Below are 21877 nucleotides of genomic sequence, written 5' to 3'. Positions count from 1 at the left end.
TAAGCACAGACCTTAATAGGACCGTGCAACATATATCCGCTCGACCGCCTCGCGTCCCGTGAAAATGCATTCACCGGCAACGGGTTCGCCCACCAGCGGGGTGTTACGGATGGTCAGTTTCAGCTCCTTCAGGCGCTTGACCACGCCTTCCAGATCCGCACCGGTCGGGCGCGCCCAGACCACTTCGGCCCAGCCGGGGTAGCGCTTGTCTTCGGAGAAGAACGCGGCCAGCTCGTCGAAGGTCGAAACCCTGGTGATGTTCGCATCGCGGCGCGCCAGCGCCTCGGCATGGAGCGAGGCCTGAATGTCTTCCAGCTCCGCAGCGGCACGCGCCACGAAATCGTCCTTGGCCAGCGCCTCGAAATTGGCCTTCGCGGCCTCGTTCCACAGCCTGTCGCGGCGCAGCATCGAGACCTGACCGCCTGCGGCATCGCGACCGCCGATCTCCAGAATCAGCGGCACGCCCTTCTTCACCCAGGCCCAGCGCTTCTGCGTGGCCTTGCCCGGACGCTTGTCGAGCAGCACGCGCACCGGCTCGCCCAGCGCGAACTGCGACACCAGCGACTTGCGCAGATCCTCGCAGTAATCGAGCAGCGCGGCGTCCTCATCATTGTCGCGCAGCATCGGCAGGATGATGATCTGCTGCGGCGCAATCGCGGGCGGCACGCGCAGCCCGTCGTCGTCGCCATGAACCATGATGACGCCGCCGACCATGCGGGTGGAGGTGCCCCAGCTCGTCGTATGCGCGAACTGCTGCTGGCCTTCCTTGTCCTGATACTGGATGCCCGCCGCCTTGGCGAAACCGGTGCCGAGATAGTGCGAGGTGCCGGCCTGCAGCGCCTTGCCGTCCTGCATCATCGCCTCGATAGAGTAGGTCGCGACGGCGCCGGGGAAACGCTCGTTCTCGGGCTTCTCACCCGTCGTGACCGGCATCGCCAGTACGTTCTCGGCAAATTCACGGTACATTTCAAGCGCGCGCAGGGTTTCTTTCAACGCATCCTCGCGGTCGACATGGGCGGTGTGACCTTCCTGCCAGAGGAACTCGCTGGTGCGCAGGAACATGCGCGTGCGCATTTCCCAGCGCACCACGTTGGCCCACTGGTTCACCATCAGCGGCAGGTCGCGCCACGACTGCACCCAGCGCGCCATCGCCTGACCGATCACCGTCTCCGAGGTGGGACGCACGATCAGCGGCTCTTCCAGCTTCGCTTCGGGATCGGGCACCAGCCCGCCCTTGCCATCGCCGATCAGGCGGTGATGCGTGACGACCGCCATTTCCTTGGCAAAACCGTCGACGTGCTCGGCTTCCTTGGCGAAATAGGACAGCGGGATGAACAGCGGGAAGTAGCAGTTATCGACACCGGCGGCCTTGATCCGGTCATCCATCAGGCGCTGCATGCGCTCCCAGATGCCGTAGCCCCACGGCTTGATGACCATGCAACCGCGAACGCCCGATTCCTCGGCCATTTCGGCCTCGGAGATGACTTCCTGGAACCACTGGGCGAAATCGTCCTCGCGCTTGATCGTGAGGGCGTGTCGGATGGCGGGCACTTGCGGCTCTTCCTGCTTGGGCGCGCGCCGGACCGTCCGACGCGCTTCATCCCGCGATGCGCGAACATGCGGGAACGCCTGCGCTGGCCCTTATTTACCCAGCGCGTCAAGCCTCTTCTGGATTTCAGCCATCTGATCTCGCAGTGCGGAAAGGTCGGAAGGCGATTCCTCAGCCGCCGGAGCCGGTTTCGCTTCCGGTGTTTCAGCACCGGGCATGAAGGCCGAGGCCGCTGCCTTGAACATCGCCATGTTCTGTTCGGCCAGCTTGGCCAGCGGGTTGTTGCCCATGCTGTCGCCGAAGGCCTTGCTCAGCTTGGCCTGGTTGGCGCGGAAGTTGTCCATCGACGCCTCAAGGTAGTGCGGCACCAGAGATTGCATGGAATTTCCATACATTGCAATGAGTTCGCGCAGGAAGTTGACCGGGAGCATCTGCTCGCCATGGGCCTCTTCCTCCATGATGATCTGGGTCAGGATCGTGTGGGTGATGTCCACGCCGGACTTGGCATCGAGCACCTTGTAGTCGATCCCCTCGCGCGTCATTTTCGCGAGGTGTTCCAGCGTGATGTAGCTGGATGTCCGGGTATTGTAGAGCCGCCTGTTGGCGTACTTCTTGATGATGACCGTACCGTCTTCGCTTTTGTCCGCCTTGGTCATGGCTGATCCTCTATCCTCTAGAGATCGCACGCTATCATTCCACGTTATCGCGGCGCAACCGCTTTTGCTGCGCAGCAACACCACGAAACCGCACCGTTTCGGTGAGAGCGACTGAAACGGACACAACCAGGATAGAGACGGACAGAAATCGACCTAGGCGAGAATGTCGAGCGCTGCGTCCCACACCAGCATGACGGCCCCGTGGCGCGCGGGATAATCACGGGCCGCCGCAATCGCATCGAGCCCGGGCCACCCGGGAAGCGTGCCCTCTCCCGCCAGCCAAGACCGCATCGCCTGCGCTGTCTGCCGGATCATTTCAGCATCCATACCCACCGCATGCTGCGCGAAGATCGCGGCAGACGCCTGCCCGATCGCGCAGGCCTGACAGCGCAGGCCCACCCGCGCGATCCGCCCTTCATCGTCCAGCGCCATCCCCAGTTCCAGCACGCTGCCGCAACTCTTCGAGCGGGCGCTGGCGCGCAGCGGCACGGCATCATCGAGCGGATGCTGGAACAGCACCATCGCCAGGCCGAGCACTTCGGGGGTGTAGAGCACCGTCGCCATGTCAGTCGGCGCTGGCCGTACCCGCTTCGGTGTCGCTGTCCTCGCCCGAGGTCATCGCCTGGTGGCGGTCCGAGATCATCTTCACCACCGCACGGCTGCTGGCATCGACGAAGGAATAGGTCCGCGCATCGACCATCCAGTCCGGACGGCCCTTCACGCCCCATATCGTGTCGTAGCCCAACACCACGACCGAGAAGCCGAGCACGACCACGATCATGCCCTTGAGCGCGCCGAAGCCGAAGCCGAGCACACGGTCGATGGGGCCGAGCACGGAGGCGCGGCTTCGCTTGCCCGCCCAGCGCGCAACGAGGCGGACGATCAGGTAGGGCACCAGCAGCAGGATCGCGAAAGCCAGCACCGCTGCCGCCGAGGAACTCGAAACATGCGATTCGAGCATCCGCGTCAGCGGCGTGTGGAGCCCCCTGATCGCCAGAATCGCAAAGATCCAGGCTGCAAGAGCAAGTATTTCCTGCACGAAACCGCGCAGGAATCCGATTATTGCGCCGATCCCGACGACAAGCAGGACGACAATATCAAAGCCAGTCATTTGCAGGCGAAACTAGGCCTCGCCGATGATCCGGTCAACGAGATTGGGCAGCATCGTCACAGCGCGGTAGGTGAGCTTGCCATCCGGCTCCGGCCCGCCTGCCGGACCGACCGCCCGCCCGAAACCGAGTTTCGCCGATTCGCGCTGGCGAATGGAGGAATGCGCGACCGGGCGCACCTCGCCCGCCAGCGAGACTTCGCCGAACCACACTGCATCGCGCGGCAGCGGCCTTTCGGACAGCGCCGAGATCAGCGCAGCGGCCACCGCAAGGTCCGCCGCCGGATCGGCCAGTCGATAGCCGCCCGAGACGTTGAGATAGACTTCCGCGCTAGAGAAATTCAGCCCGCAGCGCGCCTCCAGCACCGCCAGCAGCATCGCCATACGGCCTGAGTCCCAGCCGACGACCGCACGGCGCGGCGTCGCGCCGCTCTGCAACCGCACGATCAGCGCCTGGATCTCGACCAGCACGGGCCGCGTGCCTTCCATCGCCGGGAACACCGCACTGCCCGCCAGCGGCTCGTCCCGCCCGGACAGGAACAGCAGCGAGGGATTACCCACTTCGGCAAGCCCATCGCCTTCCATCGCGAAGACGCCGATCTCGTCCACCGGACCGAAGCGGTTCTTGAGCGAACGCAGGATGCGGTACTGGTGGCTGCGCTCGCCCTCGAAGCTCATCACCACGTCAACCATGTGCTCCAGCACGCGCGGCCCGGCGATATTGCCGTCCTTGGTGACGTGGCCGACCAGCAGCAGCGTGACCCCGTTCTCCTTGGCATAGCGGATCAGTTCAAAGGCGCAGCCGCGCACCTGACTGACCGTGCCGGGGGCACCCTCGATCTGGTCCGAATGCATCGTCTGGATCGAATCGATCACGAGGATCGAGGGCGGCTCCATCATTCCCAGCGTCGTCAGGATATCGCGCACGGAGGTCGCCGCCGCCATCTGGATCGGCGCGTCGGACAATCCAAGCCGTGCCGCACGCAGGCGCACCTGCCCGGAGGCTTCCTCGCCGCTGACGTACACCGCCTGTCGCGGGCTGCCCTTCGCCGCGCCTTCGCGCGCCATGTGCGCGGACACCTGCAACAGCAGCGTGGACTTGCCGATGCCCGGATCGCCGCCCATCAGGATCGCCGAGCCGGGAACGAGGCCACCGCCCAGCGCCCGGTCGAATTCGGCAAGGCCACTGGCGCGACGCACCGGCATCTCGCCCGGCTGGTCGAGCGGGGTGAACAGGATCGGCCGCCCGCCCGAAGACAGATCGTGCTTGGAGGAGAACACCGTCTGCGGTGCCTCTTCGGCCAGCGTGTTCCACTCGCCACAGTCCGGGCACTGCCCCTGCCAGCGGGTGGAGACGCCGCCGCAGGCGGTGCAGACATATCGACGCTTGGGTTTGGCCATGCGGCGGGCGTAACCGGAACAGATGCGGAACGCAATTGCCTTTTCCCCGCATGATCCCCATGCTTGGATTATGCGGCAGAAAGAACTGCGAATAGCTCTGGTTTGCTACGGCGGCGTCAGCCTGGCCGTCTACATGCACGGCGTCACCAAGGAACTGTGGCACGCCCTGCGCGCCAGCCAGACGCACTGGTCGGGCGAGGAACCGGAGGCCGGTGTCGCCGGGGTCTACCACCGCCTGCTGGCTGCCGTGAGCGAGCGTGGCCTGCGCCTCAAGGTGATGGCCGATATCGTGACCGGCGCCAGCGCGGGCGGGGTCAACTCGGTGCTGCTGGCGCAGGCGATCCACACCGGCCAGTCGCTCGACCCGCTGACCGCGCTGTGGCTGGAAGGGGCCGACGTCGACGAACTGCTGGACCCTGCGGCCAAGCCGGGCTCGGACCTTGCCAAGTTCTGGGCGCGCCCGTTGATCGAATATCTTCTGCGCCGCCCCGGCAATGCGGTGAGCGAGACGGTCGCCCCCGAAACCCGCACCGAAGTGCGCCAGAAGCTTTCCCGCCTCGTGCGCTCGCGCTGGTTCGAGCCGCCTTTCGGGGGGACGCGCTTTTCCGGCCTCATGCTGCGCGCACTGCGGGGCATGGCCGAAGGGCCGGTCGGCCCGCCGCTGCTGCCCGAGCGCCATCCGCTCGACCTGTTCGTGACCGCCACCGATTTCAACGGCCATCTCGAAACGCTGCGCCTCAACTCGCCGCGCCTCGTGCGCGAGAGCGAGCACCGCGTCGGCATCGAGTTCCATGTCGGCAGGCGCGGCGCGGCGGCAGGCGAGACGGCAAGCCTCGCCCCGATCGTCGAACTGGTCTTTGCCGCGCGCGCCACATCGGCGTTTCCCGGGGCCTTCCCCCCGCTTTCGCTGGCCGAGATGGACGGCTTTGCGAAAGAGCACGAGCTTGACTGGCCCGAGCGCGAGGCCTTTCTGCGGCGCATCCTGCCCGAACATGCGCGCGCGGGCGATCTCGACCGGGTGGCGCTGATCGACGGCTCGGTGCTGGTCAACGCCCCCTTTGCCGAGGCGCTGAAGGCGTTGCGCAACCGACCCGCCGCGCGCGAGGTGGACCGCCGCGTCGTCTATATCGATCCCCTGCCCGAACGGCACAGCGCGCTGATCGAGGATAGCGACGAACTGCCCGGCTTCTTTCAGGTAATCTTCGGCGCGCTCTCCTCAATCCCGCGCGAACAGCCGATCCGCGACAACCTTGATGCCATCGAGCGCACCTCGCGCGAGCAGGCGCAGTTGCAGCGCATCGTCCAGGCATTGCGCCCCGAAGTGGAGGACACTGTCGCGCGGCTGTTCGGCAGCACGCTGTTCCTCGACAGGCCAACGCCGCGCCGCATCGCCGCCTGGCGCGAGAAGGCGCACGGCCGGGCGATGGAGCAGGCGGGCTATGCCTGGCACGGCTATGCCCAGCTCAAGTTCGCCTCGGTCGTCGCGCAGCTGGGCCAGTTGATCGAACGACTGCTCCCGCGCGAGAACAACCCCGGCGCGACCGTGATCGCCGATCATCTGATGGTGCATCTGAAAGCCAGCGGTCTCGATCACAGCGAAGCGCTGCGCGGCAAGGGGACGCCGGAAATGGCCGCCTTCTTGCGGGCGCATGACCTGCCCTATCGCATCCGCCGCCTGCGTCTGCTCGCCCGGCGACTGGCGCAGGACTGGGACTTCGACGAGACGGTGAGCGACGCCGAGCGCGAAGCCGCGCGCACGCTGATCTATCGGGCACTGGCGATCTATCAGGAGAAGGAGCGCCTCTCGGTTCTGGGTGAAGACCTGTGCGAGACGGCTGGCCACGTTTTCGCGGAACCCGGCGCGGTGCTCGATGCCATCGCCGCCGCCCGCGAACTGATCGCCACCGACGAGCGCGTCGATACGATGCTGGCCGAAGCGATGGCCGACATGCCGCAACCGCTGCGCCGCAAGCTGCTGCTCACCTACCTCGGCTTCCCGTTCTACGACACGGTGACGCTGCCGCTGCTGCGCGGCGAAGGGCTGACCGAGTTCGATCCGATCAAGGTCGATCGCATCTCGCCCGAAGACTGCCGCAGCCTGATTTCCGAAGGCGGGGAAAGCCCGCTGCGCGGCGCGGAGTTCTATCGCTTCGGCGCCTTCTTCAGCCGCGCCTACCGCGAGAACGATTACCTCTGGGGCCGCCTCCACGGCGCCGAACGCACCATCGACCTGATCGCCTCGACACTGGAGGACGACAGCGCCCTGCCCCCCGCCGATCTGGCAAAGTTCAAGCGCGAGGCCTTCGCGGCGATTCTGGAGGAGGAAGATGGACGGCTGTGCGCGGACCCCTCGCTGATCGAGGGCATCCGCGCACGCCTGTCCGACAGTAAGCCCTGACCGTTACTCGGTCAGGTCGTTCCAGGCGTCCTTGATCCGGTCGAAGAAGCCCTTGGACTGGGGGCATTCGTCGCCGGTTTCGGTCGACTGGAGTTCGCGGATCAGTTCCTTCTGGCGCGCAGAAAGACGCGTGGGGGTTTCCACCGCGATCTCGATCACCATGTCGCCGCGGCCACGGCCCTGCAGCACGGGCATACCCGCACCGCGCTTGCGCAGCTGCTTGCCCGACTGGATGCCCGCCGGAATGTCGAGCGTGATACGCTCGCCATCGATGCCGGGAATCTCGATCGAACCGCCCAAAGCCGCCGTGGTGAAGGTGATCGGCACGCGCGTCGACAGCGTGGTGCTCTCGCGCTCGAACACCTTGTGGCGCTTCACATGCAGGAAGATATAGAGATCGCCCGGAGGCGCGCCGAACGGTCCGGCCTCACCCTTGCCCGAAAGGCGGATGCGGGTGCCCGAATCGACACCCGGCGGGATCGTCACGTCCAGCTTCTGCGGACGATCGACCCGGCCTTCGCCACCGCAGGCACGGCACGGCTTCTCGATCACCTCGCCCCGGCCATGGCAGGTCGGGCAGGCCCGCTCCACCACGAAGAAGCCCTGCTGCGCACGGACCTTGCCGTGGCCGCCGCACATGTTGCAGGTGCGCTTGCCGGTGCCGGGCTCGGCGCCCGAACCGTGGCAGGGCTCGCACGATTGCGAGACCTCGATCTCGATCTGGGTGTCCTTGCCGTGGAAGGCTTCTTCCAGGCTGACTTCCATATCGTAGCGCAGATCCGCACCGCGACGCGCCTGCTGGCGTCCGCCTCCGCCACCGCCGCCAAAGGCGCTGCCGAAGATCGATTCGAAGATATCGCCGATATCGCCGAAGTCGCCGCCGCCCATGCCGCCGGGACCACCGCCACCCATGCCCTGCTGGAACGCGGCATGGCCGTAACGATCATAAGCCGCGCGCTTCTGCGGGTCCTTGAGGCAATCGTAAGCCTCGGAAATCTGCTTGAACTTCGCCTCGGCAGCGGCATCGCCCGGATTCTTGTCCGGGTGCCAGCGCATGGCGAGCTTGCGGTACGACGACTTGATGATCTTGTCGTCGGCGGTCCGCTCCACCTCGAGCAGTTCGTAATAATCTATTTCGGTTGCTGACACGTCGTTTATCCCCTGGGGAATAACCTAAGCGCTGCCGACGCCAAATGCATCGGCAGCGCCCGTGGTTTTCATCAGGACTCTGGATCAGCCCTTGGTTTCGTCGACTTCCGAGAACTCGGCATCGACCACGTCGTCGTCGGCCTTGGGCGCGTCGGCACCCGGAGCCGCAGCCGAAGCCTGCTCCTTCTCGTAGATCGCCTGCCCCATCTTCATGGCGACTTCGGTGAGCGCCTGAGCCTTGGCATTGATCTCGGCAGCATCGTCGCCTTCGAGCGCGGTCTTGGTCGCGGCGATCGCGGCCTCGACTTCACCCTTGAGCGAGGCGTCGACCTTGTCGCCGTTCTCGGCCAGCTGCTGCTCGGTCGCGTGGACGAGGCTGTCGGCCTGGTTGCGGGCTTCTGCCGATTCGCGACGCTTCTTGTCCTCTTCGGCGAACTTCTCGGCATCCTTGACCATCTGGTCGATGTCGGAGTCCGAAAGACCGCCCGAGGCCTGGATGCGGATCTGCTGTTCCTTGCCGGTGCCTTTGTCCTTGGCGGACACGTTCACGAGGCCGTTGGCGTCGATGTCGAAGGTCACTTCGATCTGCGGCACGCCGCGACGGGCCGACGGAATGCCGACGAGGTCGAACTGGCCGAGCAGCTTGTTATCCTGCGCCATCTCGCGCTCGCCCTGGAACACGCGGATCGTCACCGCCTGCTGGTTGTCCTCGGCGGTCGAGTAGACCTGGCTCTTCTTGGTCGGGATCGTCGTGTTGCGGTCGATCATCTTGGTCATGATGCCACCGAGGGTCTCGATGCCCAGCGACAGCGGGGTCACGTCGAGCAGCAGCACGTCCTTGACGTCACCCTGCAGCACGCCGGCCTGGATCGCCGCGCCCATGGCGACGACTTCGTCCGGGTTCACGCCGGTGTGCGGTTCCTTGCCGAAGAACTCCTTCACGACTTCGCGCACCTTGGGCATGCGGGTCATGCCGCCCACGAGCACGACTTCGTCGATCTCCGAAGCCGAGATACCGGCATCGGCCAGCGCCTTCTTGCACGGATCGATGGTGCGCTTGATGAGGTCCGCAACCATCTTTTCGAGGTCCGAACGCGTCACCGTCTCGACGAGGTGCAGCGGGGTAGTAGCGCCGCCTTCCATGCGTGCGGTGATGAAGGGCAGGTTGATCTCGGTCGAGGCGGTGCTCGACAGCTCGATCTTGGCCTTCTCGGCGGCTTCCTTCAGACGCTGCAGCGCGAGCTTGTCGGTCTTCAGGTCCAGACCTTCCTTGGCCTTGAACTTGTCGGCCAGCCACTCGACCAGCTTGGTGTCGAAGTCTTCACCGCCCAGGAACGTGTCGCCGTTGGTCGACTTCACCTCGAACACGCCGTCGCCGATCTCGAGGATCGAGACGTCGAAGGTGCCGCCGCCAAGGTCGTAGACCGCGATGGTCTTGCCGTCCTGCTTGTCGAGGCCATAGGCCAGCGCAGCCGCGGTCGGCTCGTTGATGATGCGCAGGACTTCGAGGCCTGCGATCTGGCCAGCGTCCTTGGTCGCCTGACGCTGGGCGTCGTTGAAGTACGCCGGAACGGTGATGACCGCCTGCGTGACCGTTTCACCGAGGTACGATTCGGCGGTTTCCTTCATCTTCTGAAGGATGAAGGCCGAAACCTGCGACGGGCTGTAGTCTTCGCCGCCGGCCTGCACCCACGCATCGCCGTTCTTGCCACGGGTGATGGTGTAGGGAACCAGCTCGGTGTCCTTCTTGGTCACCGGGTCGTCGAAGCGGCGGCCGATCAGGCGCTTCACCGCGAAAATCGTGTTGTCGCCGTTGGTCACGGCCTGGCGCTTTGCCGGCTGCCCGATCAGGCGCTCACCATCCTTGGTGAAAGCGACGATCGAGGGCGTCGTGCGGGCGCCTTCTGCATTTTCGATAACCTTGGGCTTGCCGCCGTCCATGACGGCGATGCAGCTGTTGGTGGTGCCAAGGTCGATACCAATTACTTTTGCCATTATCCCCATTCCTCACGTCAGTGGGTGACACCGCCCGGATCGCCTCCCGCAAAAGCGGCAAGACGCGTTGCGCGGCTCGGTGACGTTCAAGTCGTCGAACCGGCATATAGGTGCGGTTTTTGTTGGAACAAGCCCGATGCGCTGGCATTACCGCGCTCTATTTGAAACACCCTGGCGGGAGGAGCCCAAACCCATGAACATGCGCCATCACATTCGCGCTGCCGCGCTGGTTGCGGGCACCGCGTTCGCCTGCCTCGCGCTCTCGGGCTGCGAAAAGGCCAATACACCCACGGTGGAAGACAGCGCAGCCGCGCATGACAGCGCCTCGGGCAATCCGGTCGCTGTGCCGGGGCCGGTCGCCGTGCCGGGCCCGGACGCCAAGCCCGGCATTTCCGCCCGCAACGGCAGGCTGGTGCTGGCACCGGTCGCAGGCAATCCGGCCGCTGCCTACTTCACCGTGCGCAACGGCGGGACGAAGACGGCGGAACTGGTGAGCGTCCACATCGATGGCGCCAGCCAGGCGATGATGCACACGACCGACGGCGGCTCGATGAAGATGCTAAACGAGGTGAAGCTCGATCCCGGCGCCGAAGTCAGCTTTGCGCCGGGCAAGATGCACGTCATGGTCTTCGGCCTGCCGAAAGACACCAAGGCGGGCACCAGCGTCGAGATGACGCTAACCTTCTCGGACGGCGACAAGCTCTCGATGCCGCTGCGCATTCAGGCGATGGGGTCCGGCATGGATGCAGGCATGGCCGAGGCAACCGGCATGGGCGGCCCCGGCGACATGAACGGAATGCATCACTGAAAAGCAATCACTGGCAAGCGAAAGGCCGGAAGCACAACGCTTCCGGCCTTTCTCGTTCCTTGGGGTCAGGCCCCCAGTCGTCAGCTTTTCAGCAGCGCCGCGAACTGTTCGGGCGTACACAGCCCCGGATGGCCGGGCACCTTGCACGGGGCAGGCACTAGCGCGGGGTGATAAAGCCGCCCCGGCGCGCGCGGGTTGCGGATCTGCTCCAGCGACTGCGCGCGGTAGGACAGACGGATGAACTGGGCCCCGCTGGCATCGTGCAGGCTCTCGATCACGATCGCCCCGCCCGGAACCGGATCGTCGGTGGCGACGCCCGGCACTTTCCAGTGCACATCCAGCAGCCCGCCGAGATTGCCCACGTTGCCATCGTGACCGGAAATGAACGTGATCTTCGCAGGGCCGGTGAGCCCTTCCATCACGATCGGCGCGAGCCCCGAGAAACCGGCCAGAGCGACCGGCCGCAGCCGCGCCATCAGCGAATATTCCAGCGCATGGAACGCCGAGAGGTCGGTCACGTCCTGCGCCGTCGCGCGCCCCCAGCCCACATCGGCCATCGGCTTGCCATCCGCATATTCCAGCAGCAGCGCCTGCCCCATGGTCGAGGCATAGTCGAGCGCGCCGGTCAGCTTGGGCTTGGAGGCGGGCGTGGTCCACTTCACGCCGGTCGGCTTCTGGCGCACCCCACAAGCGTCACCGCCATCGGGTCCGCACAGGATCGCGTCGACGCGCGCCAGCAGCGGAGCATAGCGCGCCTCCAGAGCCGCCACGCCGCCGGAGCCCAGAGCCGCCTTCAGCGCCGCGTCGCTGCGCGCCACGTCGAAAGTCGCGCCATTGCCGATGGGCGAGAAGCGCGGATCGGTGACGTCCTGCGGCTTGTGATCGCTCGGCAGCTTGCAGCCCGGCGCCACGGCTCCCAGCCACGCCGCCGCCGTGGCGATGGTGCGCTGGTCGCTGTCGGCCACCGTGCGGACGGTGCCCGCCTTCGGGCAGCCCGAGGCAGGCAGCAGACCGACAGCACGGAACGCCTTGCCGTCGCTGGCGCCCAGCCGCGCGATGGCATCGGTGCCGTGAGGCGTCAGCCAGCCGAACGCGACCGGCCACGAGGGCCAGTCCTGCGCAGCCATGCCTTCGGGCAGCGCCGGGTTCTTCGTCGGCGGGCGCACGCCGTGGCGCTGGACCAGCACGACATGATCGACGGTCAACGCAGGCGCCGCATTCACCTTTGCAGGCGCAGCTGTCGAAGGCGACGAAACCGTTCCCAGCAGCCCGAGAGCGAGCAGCGGAAGCGAGCGAAGCGGAAATCGTTTCAGGCGAGGTTTCAAACGACGGGGCCTTTTCTATTCGGACCAGGTGACAGCAAGCACAGGACCATTGCGCTGTCACGCGGCCCGCAAGGGAGCGACAGGTTCCCGTGGCAACGTATCATGACAGTTTTGTGATACTCGCTGCCGATAGCGAGGATGGTTACAATTTTAACAGGCCCTTTGCCGATCGGCATGGTAGCGATCCTAGGCATGTCATCCCCCGATCCCGCCTCCACACCCCGCTCGCTGACCGAGGCCGAGCGCGCCCTCGCCGCGCCGGTGTTTCGCGGCGCACTGGACCTCGACGCGGCGCGGATCGTGCGCAGGCGCTGGTGGCCGCTCCAGCCGCGCAACGTGGTGATGACCCCGCGCGGCTGCATCCACATCGCCCCGAACGCGCCCTTCACGTGCGACTGCTTCGCCTCGCAGCGACTATCGCTGCAGGCCTTGCTGATCCACGAACTGGTCCACGTCTGGCAACACCAGCAGGGCGTCAACCTCCTGCTGCGCCGCATGCCGTGGAGCCGCTACGACTATGCGATCAAGCCCGGCTGGACACTGGAGCGCTACGGCATCGAGCAGCAGGCGATGATCGTCGAGCACGTCTTCACCCTGCGCCACGGCGGCCGCATTCCCGGCGCGCCATCACTGGAGACGTTGGAAAGCATCCTGCCATTCTAGGGCTACGTGGGCGGAGGCGGGTGATCTGCAAGCGCCCCGTAGCCGCCGTTAAAATCCTGTCGTCATCCCAGCGAAAGCTGGGATCGCTTTCGGCATTATGTAACGATAGCGGGATGGGAGGCTGGACCTACATTCTTGCAAACAAGCCGCACGGCGTTCTGTACATCGGAGTGACCAGCAATCTAGCGTTGCGGATGATGCAGCACCGTGCCGGAAGCGGATCAGCATTTTGCCGGAAGTATGGCGTTACACGCTTGGTGTTGGTGGAGGAACACGCCGAGATAATTGCCGCCATTGCCCGAGAGAAGGCAATGAAGGCATGGAAGCGTGAGTGGAAAATCGAACTCATCGAAAAGCACAATCCCGGATGGTGCGATCTGTTCGACCGTCTCGTTTGACCGAGAGCGATCCCAGCTTTCGCTGGGATGACGGTATTATGAGAACGACCGCTGACCACCCTTCTCGTCATTCCCGCGAAGGCGGGAATCCAGTCGCAACCTCGCAATGAAGGACACTTTTGCGGCTGTCGCCTAATTTTCCCGCAGCGGCGCGCCCTCAGCAACGATCTCCGGTTCGAAGCGCTGCGCTGACTGGATTCCCGCCTTCGCGGGAATGACGAAGGTGTGAGCATTCTATCCTTTCAAAAAAGGATCTTAACAAACCTTCTTCACGTCACTTGTGAGCTTGCCGGATCAGCAGTTGCGGTCCCAGTAGCGGCGCCCGTCGTTATCGTAGCGGTAGCAGCCGTGATCGTCCTTCTGCTTGGTCGAGCCCGCCAAGGCGCCCGCCGCCGCGCCGATCGCCGCGCCCGTGCCGACATTACCGCCGGTCAGCGCGCCGACACCGGCTCCGACCGCGCCGCCTGCCACCGCACCCTCGCCTGCATAGTTATGCGCGCAGCCCGTCAGGCCGCCCGAAACGCACAGCGCACCTGCCGCCAGCAACGGCAAAAGGATCGTCTTTTTCATTGTCGCTCTCCGCATATGCCCCGGTCGTCGTGCCAGGGCTCGATGCCGAATCAACGGCCACGAAGACGATGCAGTTCCCGAAACGCAAAATGCCGGACGTCGGACGGGAGCTTCCCGCCAGACGCCCGGCATCGAAATTCGGCGAACCGATAAAGTGCGTCAGTCCGGCTTCTTGGCCACCGCGACCATGGCTGGGCGCAGCAGGCGATCCTTGATCATGTAGCCGGCCTGCAGTTCCTGAATGATCGTGCCCGGCTCGGCATCGGCGCTGGGCATCTCGATCATCGCCTGATGCTGGTTGGGATCGAGCGGCATGCCCATCGCGGCGATGCGGGTGATGCCGTGCGAGGCGAAGACCTTGTCGATCTCGCGCGAGGTCGCCTCGATACCCGAAACGATGACCTTGAGCGATTCGTCGTCACGCTTGTCGGCGGGGATCGCGCTCAGCGCGCGCGAAAGGTTGTCCGACACCGAAAGGATATCGCGGGCAAAGCCGGTCGCGGCATAAGCGCGGGCATCGGCGATGTCCTTTTCCAGACGGCGGCGCACGTTCTGCGTTTCCGCGCGGGCATAAAGCACGTCCTGCTTGGCGGCATCGAGCTGTTCGCGCAGCGCGGTCAGTTCGCCTTCCGAAAGCGAGGCCGAGAGTGAGGCTTTGTCGATCATATCCTCGGGCACGCCCTTCAGCTCTTCGGCCACGGCAGTATCTTCGGGCGACGGGGTCTTATCGTCGGTCATGTGTTCTCTTGTTCCAAGCTATCCGATGAGCTTGCCCAGGCTCTGGGCAGTGAAATCCACCATGGGGACGACGCGCGCGTAATTCAACCGAGTCGGGCCGATTACCCCCACAACGCCGACCACCCTGCCCTCGCGGTCGCGATAGGGCGAGGCGATCACCGAAGAGCCGGAAAGCGCGAAAAGCCGGTTCTCCGAGCCGATGAAAATACGCGTCGAACGCGCCTCGCGCGCCACCGCCAGCAGATCGGCGACCGACTGCTTGTTCTCCAGATCGTCCAGCAGGGAGCGCACACGCTCCAGATCGTGCAGCGCGCTTTCGTCGAGCAGGTTCGCCTGCCCGCGCACGATCAGCACCGGGCGTTCGAGCGTGTCCTGACTCCACACGGCGAGACCCCGTTCGACCAGATCGCGGCTGGCAGCATCGAGTTCGGAGCGCCCCGCCGCGATCTCCGCAAGCATCGCCCGGCCCGCTTCGGCGAGCGTGCGCCCGGCCAGCCGCGCGGTGACGAAGTTCGAGACCTCGGTCAGCGCTCCCGGCGACAGGCTTTCCGGCAGATCGACCAGCCGGTTTTCGACCGAGCCGTCCTCGCCCACCAGCACCGCCAGCGCGCGGTCGGGTGCCAGCGGCACCAACTGCAACTGGCGCAGGCGTGGCTCGCGGCGCGGCACCATGACCACGCCTGCCCCCGAAGAAAGGTTCGACAGCATCGAGCTTGCCGCTTCCAGCGCCTGCTCGATCGGCCCCGGCGAGGACAGCCGCCGCTCGATCGCGGCGCGTTCCTCCGGCGTAGGCTCGGCCACCTGCATGATGCCGTCGACGAACAGCCTGAGGCCCGCCTCGGTCGGCAGGCGCCCCGCGCTGGTGTGCGGCGCGGCCAGCAAGCCCACCGATTCGAGTTCCGCCAGGACCGAGCGGATCGAGGCCGAGGACAGGTTGACGCCACTGGCCCCCGACAGCGCCTTGGAGCCCACCGGTGCGCCGGTATCTATGTAGCCTTCCACGACGAGACGGAAAATCTCGCGCGCGCGGTCGGTCAGTTCGGTGATCGTCGGTGTGGCCATGTGCGCCACTATGGCGCCAAGCGCCTTGCATAGCCAAGCCCGATGCGCGAAGGGCGCTGTCGAATCCTGTCCAGCGTGACACATTCCTGTGCAACGACATCTAATCGAGGAATTCCCATGCGTCCTTCCGGCCGTTCGCCCGACGAAATGCGTACCATCGAGATCCAGACCGGCTTTACCAAGCATGCGGAAGGCTCGGTCCTGATCTCCTTCGGCGACACGCGCGTGCTCGTGACCGCCTCGGTCGAAGAGAAGGTGCCCCCGTTCCTGCGCGGCAAGGGCGAAGGCTGGGTAACGGCCGAATACTCGATGCTGCCGCGCGCCACGCATACCCGTGGCAGCCGCGAAGCCGCCAAGGGCAAGCAGTCTGGCCGCACGCAGGAAATCCAGCGCCTGATCGGCCGCTCGCTTCGCGCCGTGGTCGACATGAAGAAGCTGGGCGAGCGCCAGATCGTGCTCGACTGCGACGTAATCCAGGCCGACGGCGGCACCCGCACCGCCTCGATCTCGGGCGCGTGGGTCGCGCTGCGCCTCGCGGTCGACAAGCTGATGGCCGAGGGCAAGATCAAGGAAGACCCGATCCTGGGCCGCGTCGCTGCCGTCTCCTGCGGCATCTGCAAGGGTACGCCGGTTCTCGACCTCGACTACATCGAGGACAGCGCCGCCGATGCCGACGCGAACTTTGTGCTGATCGAGGGCGGCCAGATCGCCGAGGTTCAGGCCACCGCCGAGGGCGCGACCTATGACGAGGAAGGCCTGCTGCGCCTGCTGCGTCTGGCGCGCATGGGCTGCGACGGCATCTTCGCCGCGCAGGCAAAGGCTGTCGGGCGTTGAGCACGGTTCCCCGCCTCGGCACCGAACGCCTCGTCATCGCCACGCACAATGCGGGCAAGCTGCGCGAGATGTCGGCGCTGCTGGCCCCGCACGGCGTGGACTGCGTTTCCGCAGGCGACCTCGGCCTGCCCGAACCCGAGGAGACCGGCACCACGTTCATCGAGAACGCGCTGCTGAAAGCCCACGCCGCCGCCAAGGCCGCAAACCTGCCCGCGCTCGCCGATGACAGCGGCCTATCGGTCGTGGCGCTGGGCGGACGGCCCGGCGTCTACACCGCCGACTGGGCCGAACGGCAGTGGTTCGAAGGTGACAAGGGTCGCGACTGGTACATGGCGATGGGCAAGGTCGAAGGGCTGCTGTGCGAACAGGGCGCCGATGTCGACCGTTCGTGCTGGTTCACCAGCGTGCTCGCCATCGCCTGGCCGGACGGTTCGGAAGCGGTCTACGAAGGCCGTGCGATGGGATCGTTCACCTGGCCGCCGCGCGGAAAGATGGGCTTCGGCTACGATCCGGCCTTCATTCCCGCAGGCTACGACCGCACCTTTGCCGAACTGGAGCTGTCGGAAAAGCAGGCGATCAGCCACCGCGCCGACGCTTTCCGCAAGCTGGTGGCCGAACAGTTCCCCGGCTGATCTGAATTTACGACAGCGGGCCGCTTTCCTTGTCGGGGAGCGGCCCGTTTTCTTTACCCGACCCGCTCGCCCACAATATTCCCGAGCGGGGCATAGCGGCACACCAGCCAGTCGGTTCCGCCGCGGCTGACCAGCGCGCAGCCGACCTCGGTGGTATCCGGCCAGATCATCTGCGTGTAATGCGCGACCTCTTCCCACTGTCCGTCCCGCGCGACGCGGGGGAACACGCCGGGGCGGAAATCGCGCTTCTCGTCGATGAAGTGGCCCATCATCTCTTCCAGCGTATAGGCGCCCGCCGTGCCCTTCCACAGGTTCTCGCCTTCGCCCGGACGCGCGGCGTTCGAGGAATGCTCGAAGCGGTTCGTGCCTGCCAACTGCAGCGCATAGCGCTGTGCGTGATCGGCCAGCACCGGGTTCCACACCAACGGCGCAAGGCCCTGTCGCGCGCGTTCGGTATTGTGCGCGCGCAGCAGCCTTGCGGCAAAATCGGTGCGGTTGTCGGTAGGCGCGCCGTACCAGGGCTCGATCTCGCGCCGCGCGCCCGGCCCCGCGCAGGCGGCGGCGAGGAGGGAAATCAGCGCGGCTACTCGGTGCTTGGTACGCATCTTTTCTTCTTCTACGTGTGCTCTTGCCGGTGCGACCCTGGGCAACAGCTCTTGACTTCAAGCGGCATTGCAGGCCTTGGGATGCCATGGCGCGCGCGCTCTATATCCATTGGCCCTTCTGTCTCGCCAAGTGCCCGTACTGCGACTTCAACAGTCATGTGCGGGACAAGGTGGAGCATGAACACTGGAAAACCGCTTTGGTTTCCGAGATGCGGCGCGAGCGCGAAATCTCGGGGCATGACGGCACGCTGTCTTCGATCTTCTTCGGCGGCGGCACGCCTTCGCTGATGCCGCCCGCGCTGGTCTCGCACCTGATCGACACCGCGCAGGACCTGTGGGGCTTCGCGCCCGATATCGAGATCACGCTGGAGGGCAATCCCTCTTCGATCGAGGCGGCGAACTACACAGCGCTCGCCAGCGCCGGGATCAACCGCGTGTCGCTGGGCGTGCAGGCACTCGACGACGAGACGCTGCGTTTCCTCGGCCGCCTGCACAACGCCCGCGAGGCGCTGAACGCGCTGGAAGTGGCGCAGGGCCTGTTCTCGCGTGTCAGCTTCGACCTCATCTACGCCCGTCCCGGCCAGACGCTCGACGGCTGGCGCGCCGAACTGGAGCAGGCGCTGGCCTATGGCACCGGCCACCTCTCGCTCTACCAGCTGACGATCGAGCCCGGCACCCGTTTCGAGACGATGGTGCGCAAAGGCCAGTTCGCCCCGCTCGACGAGGACGCCTGTGCCGACATGTTCGCCCTCACCCGCGAGATGACGACGAACGCGAGGCTTCCCGCCTACGAGATCAGCAACCACGCCCGCCCCGGTGAGGAAAGCCGCCACAACCTGACCTACTGGCGCTATCAGGACTATTGCGGGATCGGCCCCGGTGCGCATGGCCGTCGCGGCGGCGTGGCGACCACCCGCCATCGCAAGCCCGAGAACTGGCTGGACGCTGTGGCCGCGCGCGGCGACGGTATCAACGAGACGCGCGACCTCGGCCTTCGTGAACAGGCGAGCGAGGCGATCCTGATGGGCCTGCGGCTGGCCGAGGGCGTGAACCTCGCGGCGCTCTCCACCCGCTTCGGCCTGCCGCGCGAAGCGCTGCACGATCCGCGCAAGGTGGCGTTCTACGAGGCGCAAGGATTGCTCTGGCGACAGGGTGATGTGCTCGGCGTCACCGAGGCGGGCATGGCTCTGCTCGATGGGCTGCTGGGCGAGATCGTGCCAGCCGACCTCGTTGAAAGCGCCGATCCGGTCGAAAGCAGACTGCCCTGAACGCCCCCTCTCCCATGCGTACCGACATGCTGGAGGCGTGGCACAGCCATCTCACCCATGCCCGGCGGCGCAGTCCGCATACTGTGCGCGCCTATCTCGCCACGGCCGCGCGGCTGCTCGATCATCTGGGCGAGACCGACTGGGCGCGTCTTGCAACGCTCGAAAGCGGCGCGCTGCGCGAGCAACTGGCCGCACGGCGACAGGCCGGGATCGGCAACGTTTCCGCCGCGCGCGAGCTTTCGGCACTCAAGGCTTTCCTCGGTTTCGCGCGCGAACAGGCGGGGGCATCGCACGCCGCCCCGCCGCGCCTGCGTGCGCCGCGCGTCAAGAAGGGCCTGCCTCGCCCGGTCACGCCCGACGAGGCGGTGAACCTTGCCGCCACGGTGGACGAGGACGCGAGCGCCCCGTGGATCGGCGCACGCGACCGCGCCGTTCTGCTGCTACTCTACGGCGCGGGTCTGCGTATCGCCGAGGCGCTTTCCCTCAAAGGCGGCGATGCGCCGCTGGGCGAGACGCTTGTCGTCACCGGTAAGGGCGGCAAGCAGCGCATGGTCCCGATCCTGCCCATCGCGCGCGCCGGGGTCGAGGACTATCGCGCCAGATGCCCCTGGCCGCTGGACCGCGACGCCCCGCTGTTTCGCGGGGCGCGCGGCGGCGCTCTGGCGCAGGGAATGGTGCAGCGCGCGGTGGCGCGGGCACGGGTCGTCCTTGGCCTGCCCGCCAGTGCGACACCGCATGCGCTGCGCCACAGCTTCGCCACGCATCTGCTGGGTGCAGGCGCAGACTTGCGCTCGTTGCAGGAACTGCTGGGCCATGCGAGCCTCGGCTCGACCCAGATCTATACGAAAGTGGACGCCGCCACGTTGCTCGACGTCTACCGCAACGCGCATCCGCGCGAAGGCAATACCTGAGATCTTATCCCGGCTCGCGCGCCACGCGGGCCCGACGCGGACGCCAGCGCAGCACGCGCCACAGATACCACACCACGCCCGCAACGCCGCCCGCGATCGCGCCCCAGGTGATCCACTTGTCGGCCTGCGCGAAGCTGTGCCCCAGCCACTGCCCGCCCAGGATCAGCAGCGTGTTCCAGATGCCCGCGCCGACGAAGGTATAGACGATGAACTTCCAGTGGCTCATGTGCGCCAGCCCCGCCGGAAGCGAGATCGTGGTGCGGAACATCGGCATGAAGCGCATGATGAAGACCACCCACTGACCATGCGCGCGCATGAAGTGGCCGGCCTTCTCGATGTCCTCCCACTCCAGCGTGACCCAGCGCTCCCAGCGCACGATCAGCGGTTTCAGGCGCTCGAAGCCGAGGCGGTCGGCGATCAGGAACAGGATGTAGTTGCCGATCGTGGCGCCCACGGTGCCTGCGAACAGCAGCGGCGTGAAGCTCATCGTCCCGCGCGCCAGTGCCAGCCCGCCGATGCCCATGATCAGCTCGGAGGGGATCGGCGGGAACAGGTTCTCCAGCATCATCAGAAAGGCGATGCCCCAGTACCCTCCGGCCTGAACGAAATGCACCACCCAGTCGTTCACTCAACACCCTCCTGCGGGCACGCAGCCCTTACATCGCTGCGTGCCGGACCTCGATAGCATCCCAGATGCGCGCAGCCGTGTCCGTTCCGTTGAACCGGTCGATAGCCACGATGCCCGTAGGCGATGTCACGTTGATTTCGGTGAGCCATTTTCCGCCGATCACGTCGATACCCACGAAAACCAGCCCCCGCGCCTTGAGTTCCGGCCCCATCGCCGCGCAGATCTCTTCTTCGGTCGAAGTGAGTGTCGCCGCTTCCGCCGAGCCGCCGACGGCAAGGTTCGAGCGGAACTCGCCCTCGCCCGGCTTCCGGTTGATCGCGCCTGCGAACTCACCGTCGACCAGCACGATGCGCTTGTCGCCCTCGGCCACGCCCGGAAGGAAGGGCTGGACCATGAACGGCTCGATCCAGGCGTTCTGGAACATCTCGATCAGCGCGCCCAGATTGCTGCCGTCGGCGGGCACGCGGAACACCGCCTTGCCGCCGTTGCCGTGCAGCGGCTTGATCACCAGATCGCCGCCGAAGCCCGCATCGACATTGCGCTGCTGGAATTCGCGCACATCCTCGATCCGGCGCGCGACGAAGGTCGGCGGCATGAAGCGCGCATAGTCGAGCACCATCACCTTCTCGGGCGCATTGCGCACCGAGGCGGGGTCGTTGACCACCAGCGTGCGGCCTTCGAGGCGCTCCAGCAGGTGCGTAGCGGTGATGTAGCCAAGGTCGAACGGCGGATCCTGCCGCATCAGCACCACGTCGATATCGGCGACCAGATCGATCAGGCGATAGTCGCCGCGCGTGAAGTGCGCGCCCGCCACGCGCTGCACCGTCACCGGCGCGCCCCAGCAGGTCAGCCGCCCGTTGGCGCCGAACGAGGCGTCGTAGGCCAGCGTCTTGACGTCATAGTGGAACAGCTGATGCCCGCGCGCCTGCGCCGAGAGCATCAGCGCGAAGGACGAATCCCCGGCAATGTTCACGGTCTCGAGCGGGTCCATCTGGACGGCGATGCGAAGGGTCATGAAAAAGTCCGTTCCGGGCAGGGATTAGCTTTGCAGATTCTCGTGCGGCTTAGTCGGAATTGTGTACGGTTGCGACCACTATTCGACACGCCGAGACGCGCAATCGTTCGATCCACGGTATCCAAAAACGCAAGTCGTGGCGGCTGGGCGCTGGATAACGGAAG

General features: G+C 65.9%; 22 protein-coding genes. 8 read left to right on the top strand and 14 right to left on the bottom strand.

Translation table 11 applies throughout. The annotated features are described in order from the left end of the window. Positions 1 to 12: 12 nt before the first annotated feature. From proS to radA, 5 genes are all read right to left on the bottom strand, one after another. Complete coding sequence (gene proS / locus AC3EC3_RS03225; protein WP_488488234.1) at positions 13 to 1551, bottom strand: proline--tRNA ligase; 1539 nt, start codon at positions 1549 to 1551, stop codon at positions 13 to 15. A gap of 90 nt (positions 1552 to 1641) precedes the next feature. After that, positions 1642 to 2205: a polyhydroxyalkanoate synthesis repressor PhaR gene (gene phaR, locus AC3EC3_RS03220; RefSeq protein WP_488488233.1), complete on the bottom strand. Its 564-nt coding sequence runs from the start codon at positions 2203 to 2205 to the stop codon at positions 1642 to 1644. Positions 2206 to 2358: 153 nt separating this feature from the next. Further along, the gene (locus AC3EC3_RS03215; protein ID WP_488488232.1) at positions 2359 to 2769 is read right to left on the bottom strand and encodes an iron-sulfur cluster assembly scaffold protein; all 411 of its coding nucleotides are present in this window, start codon (positions 2767 to 2769) and stop codon (positions 2359 to 2361) included. Between the two features lies 1 nt (position 2770). Then, positions 2771 to 3316 (bottom strand): CvpA family protein, encoded by a 546-nt coding sequence (locus AC3EC3_RS03210; protein ID WP_488488231.1) that lies wholly within the window; start codon positions 3314 to 3316, stop codon positions 2771 to 2773. Between the two features lie 12 nt (positions 3317 to 3328). Continuing rightward, on the bottom strand, positions 3329 to 4714 hold the full coding sequence (radA, locus tag AC3EC3_RS03205; RefSeq protein WP_488488230.1) for a DNA repair protein RadA: 1386 nt from the start codon (positions 4712 to 4714) through the stop codon (positions 3329 to 3331). 70 nt (positions 4715 to 4784) lie between these two features. Here radA and AC3EC3_RS03200 point away from each other — a divergent pair, with 70 nt between their 5' ends. Then, entirely contained in the window at positions 4785 to 7112 is a 2328-nt protein-coding gene (locus AC3EC3_RS03200; RefSeq protein WP_488488229.1) for a patatin-like protein, read from the top strand. Positions 7113 to 7115: 3 nt separating this feature from the next. Here AC3EC3_RS03200 and dnaJ read toward each other — a convergent pair whose 3' ends face one another. Beyond that, positions 7116 to 8261: a molecular chaperone DnaJ gene (gene dnaJ / locus AC3EC3_RS03195; protein WP_488488228.1), complete on the bottom strand. Its 1146-nt coding sequence runs from the start codon at positions 8259 to 8261 to the stop codon at positions 7116 to 7118. A gap of 84 nt (positions 8262 to 8345) precedes the next feature. Continuing rightward, a complete protein-coding gene (dnaK, locus tag AC3EC3_RS03190; RefSeq protein WP_488488227.1) occupies positions 8346 to 10256 on the bottom strand; it encodes a molecular chaperone DnaK in 1911 nt (636 codons plus the stop codon). Between the two features lie 193 nt (positions 10257 to 10449). On the opposite strand from dnaK, the gene AC3EC3_RS03185 reads away from it, so the two are divergent. Continuing rightward, entirely contained in the window at positions 10450 to 11064 is a 615-nt protein-coding gene (locus tag AC3EC3_RS03185) for a copper chaperone PCu(A)C (RefSeq protein ID WP_488488226.1), read from the top strand. Positions 11065 to 11144: 80 nt separating this feature from the next. Here AC3EC3_RS03185 and AC3EC3_RS03180 read toward each other — a convergent pair whose 3' ends face one another. Further along, positions 11145 to 12269, bottom strand: a complete 1125-nt coding sequence (locus tag AC3EC3_RS03180; protein ID WP_488488225.1) for a histidine-type phosphatase — start codon at positions 12267 to 12269, stop codon at positions 11145 to 11147. Positions 12270 to 12563: 294 nt separating this feature from the next. Between AC3EC3_RS03180 and AC3EC3_RS03175 the strand changes: the two genes are divergently transcribed. After that, the gene (locus AC3EC3_RS03175) at positions 12564 to 13052 is read left to right on the top strand and encodes a vgr related protein (RefSeq protein WP_488488224.1); all 489 of its coding nucleotides are present in this window, start codon (positions 12564 to 12566) and stop codon (positions 13050 to 13052) included. A 113-nt stretch (positions 13053 to 13165) separates the two neighbouring features. Continuing rightward, positions 13166 to 13450, top strand: coding sequence for a GIY-YIG nuclease family protein (locus AC3EC3_RS03170; protein WP_488488223.1), 285 nt, complete (start codon positions 13166 to 13168; stop codon positions 13448 to 13450). A 294-nt stretch (positions 13451 to 13744) separates the two neighbouring features. Here the strand turns inward: AC3EC3_RS03170 and AC3EC3_RS03165 are convergent, their stop codons facing one another. The 3 genes from AC3EC3_RS03165 to hrcA form a co-directional block, all read right to left on the bottom strand. Next, entirely contained in the window at positions 13745 to 14020 is a 276-nt protein-coding gene (locus tag AC3EC3_RS03165) for a YMGG-like glycine zipper-containing protein (RefSeq protein ID WP_488488222.1), read from the bottom strand. A 159-nt stretch (positions 14021 to 14179) separates the two neighbouring features. After that, positions 14180 to 14758 carry a nucleotide exchange factor GrpE gene (gene grpE / locus AC3EC3_RS03160; protein ID WP_488488221.1) on the bottom strand — a complete coding sequence of 193 codons (579 nt, stop codon included), beginning with the start codon at positions 14756 to 14758 and terminating at the stop codon, positions 14180 to 14182. A gap of 18 nt (positions 14759 to 14776) precedes the next feature. Continuing rightward, positions 14777 to 15820, bottom strand: a complete 1044-nt coding sequence (gene hrcA, locus AC3EC3_RS03155; protein WP_488488220.1) for a heat-inducible transcriptional repressor HrcA — start codon at positions 15818 to 15820, stop codon at positions 14777 to 14779. 117 nt (positions 15821 to 15937) lie between these two features. Here hrcA and rph point away from each other — a divergent pair, with 117 nt between their 5' ends. Both rph and rdgB read left to right on the top strand, forming a co-directional pair. Continuing rightward, positions 15938 to 16654, top strand: a complete 717-nt coding sequence (gene rph / locus AC3EC3_RS03150; RefSeq protein ID WP_260921802.1) for a ribonuclease PH — start codon at positions 15938 to 15940, stop codon at positions 16652 to 16654. Continuing rightward, positions 16651 to 17286: an RdgB/HAM1 family non-canonical purine NTP pyrophosphatase gene (gene rdgB, locus AC3EC3_RS03145; RefSeq protein WP_488488219.1), complete on the top strand. Its 636-nt coding sequence runs from the start codon at positions 16651 to 16653 to the stop codon at positions 17284 to 17286. The genes rph and rdgB overlap by 4 nt, the downstream gene beginning before the upstream one ends. Before the next feature lie 53 nt (positions 17287 to 17339). Here the strand turns inward: rdgB and AC3EC3_RS03140 are convergent, their stop codons facing one another. Beyond that, positions 17340 to 17891 (bottom strand): CAP domain-containing protein, encoded by a 552-nt coding sequence (locus AC3EC3_RS03140; RefSeq protein WP_488488218.1) that lies wholly within the window; start codon positions 17889 to 17891, stop codon positions 17340 to 17342. Between the two features lie 86 nt (positions 17892 to 17977). On the opposite strand from AC3EC3_RS03140, the gene hemW reads away from it, so the two are divergent. Both hemW and AC3EC3_RS03130 read left to right on the top strand, forming a co-directional pair. After that, positions 17978 to 19159: a radical SAM family heme chaperone HemW gene (gene hemW, locus AC3EC3_RS03135; RefSeq protein ID WP_488488217.1), complete on the top strand. Its 1182-nt coding sequence runs from the start codon at positions 17978 to 17980 to the stop codon at positions 19157 to 19159. 14 nt (positions 19160 to 19173) lie between these two features. Further along, the gene (locus tag AC3EC3_RS03130) at positions 19174 to 20070 is read left to right on the top strand and encodes a tyrosine recombinase XerC (protein WP_488488216.1); all 897 of its coding nucleotides are present in this window, start codon (positions 19174 to 19176) and stop codon (positions 20068 to 20070) included. A 4-nt stretch (positions 20071 to 20074) separates the two neighbouring features. On the opposite strand, the gene AC3EC3_RS03125 is transcribed toward AC3EC3_RS03130, so the two are convergent. Both AC3EC3_RS03125 and gshB read right to left on the bottom strand, forming a co-directional pair. Then, on the bottom strand, positions 20075 to 20698 hold the full coding sequence (locus AC3EC3_RS03125) for a DedA family protein (RefSeq protein ID WP_488488215.1): 624 nt from the start codon (positions 20696 to 20698) through the stop codon (positions 20075 to 20077). Between the two features lie 28 nt (positions 20699 to 20726). Beyond that, positions 20727 to 21713 carry a glutathione synthase gene (gshB, locus tag AC3EC3_RS03120; RefSeq protein ID WP_488488214.1) on the bottom strand — a complete coding sequence of 329 codons (987 nt, stop codon included), beginning with the start codon at positions 21711 to 21713 and terminating at the stop codon, positions 20727 to 20729. Between the last annotated feature and the right edge of the window lie 164 nt (positions 21714 to 21877).

Source organism: Novosphingobium sp. BAM6, from assembly GCF_057784955.1.
This window is presented reverse-complemented; position numbering and strand designations above follow the sequence as displayed.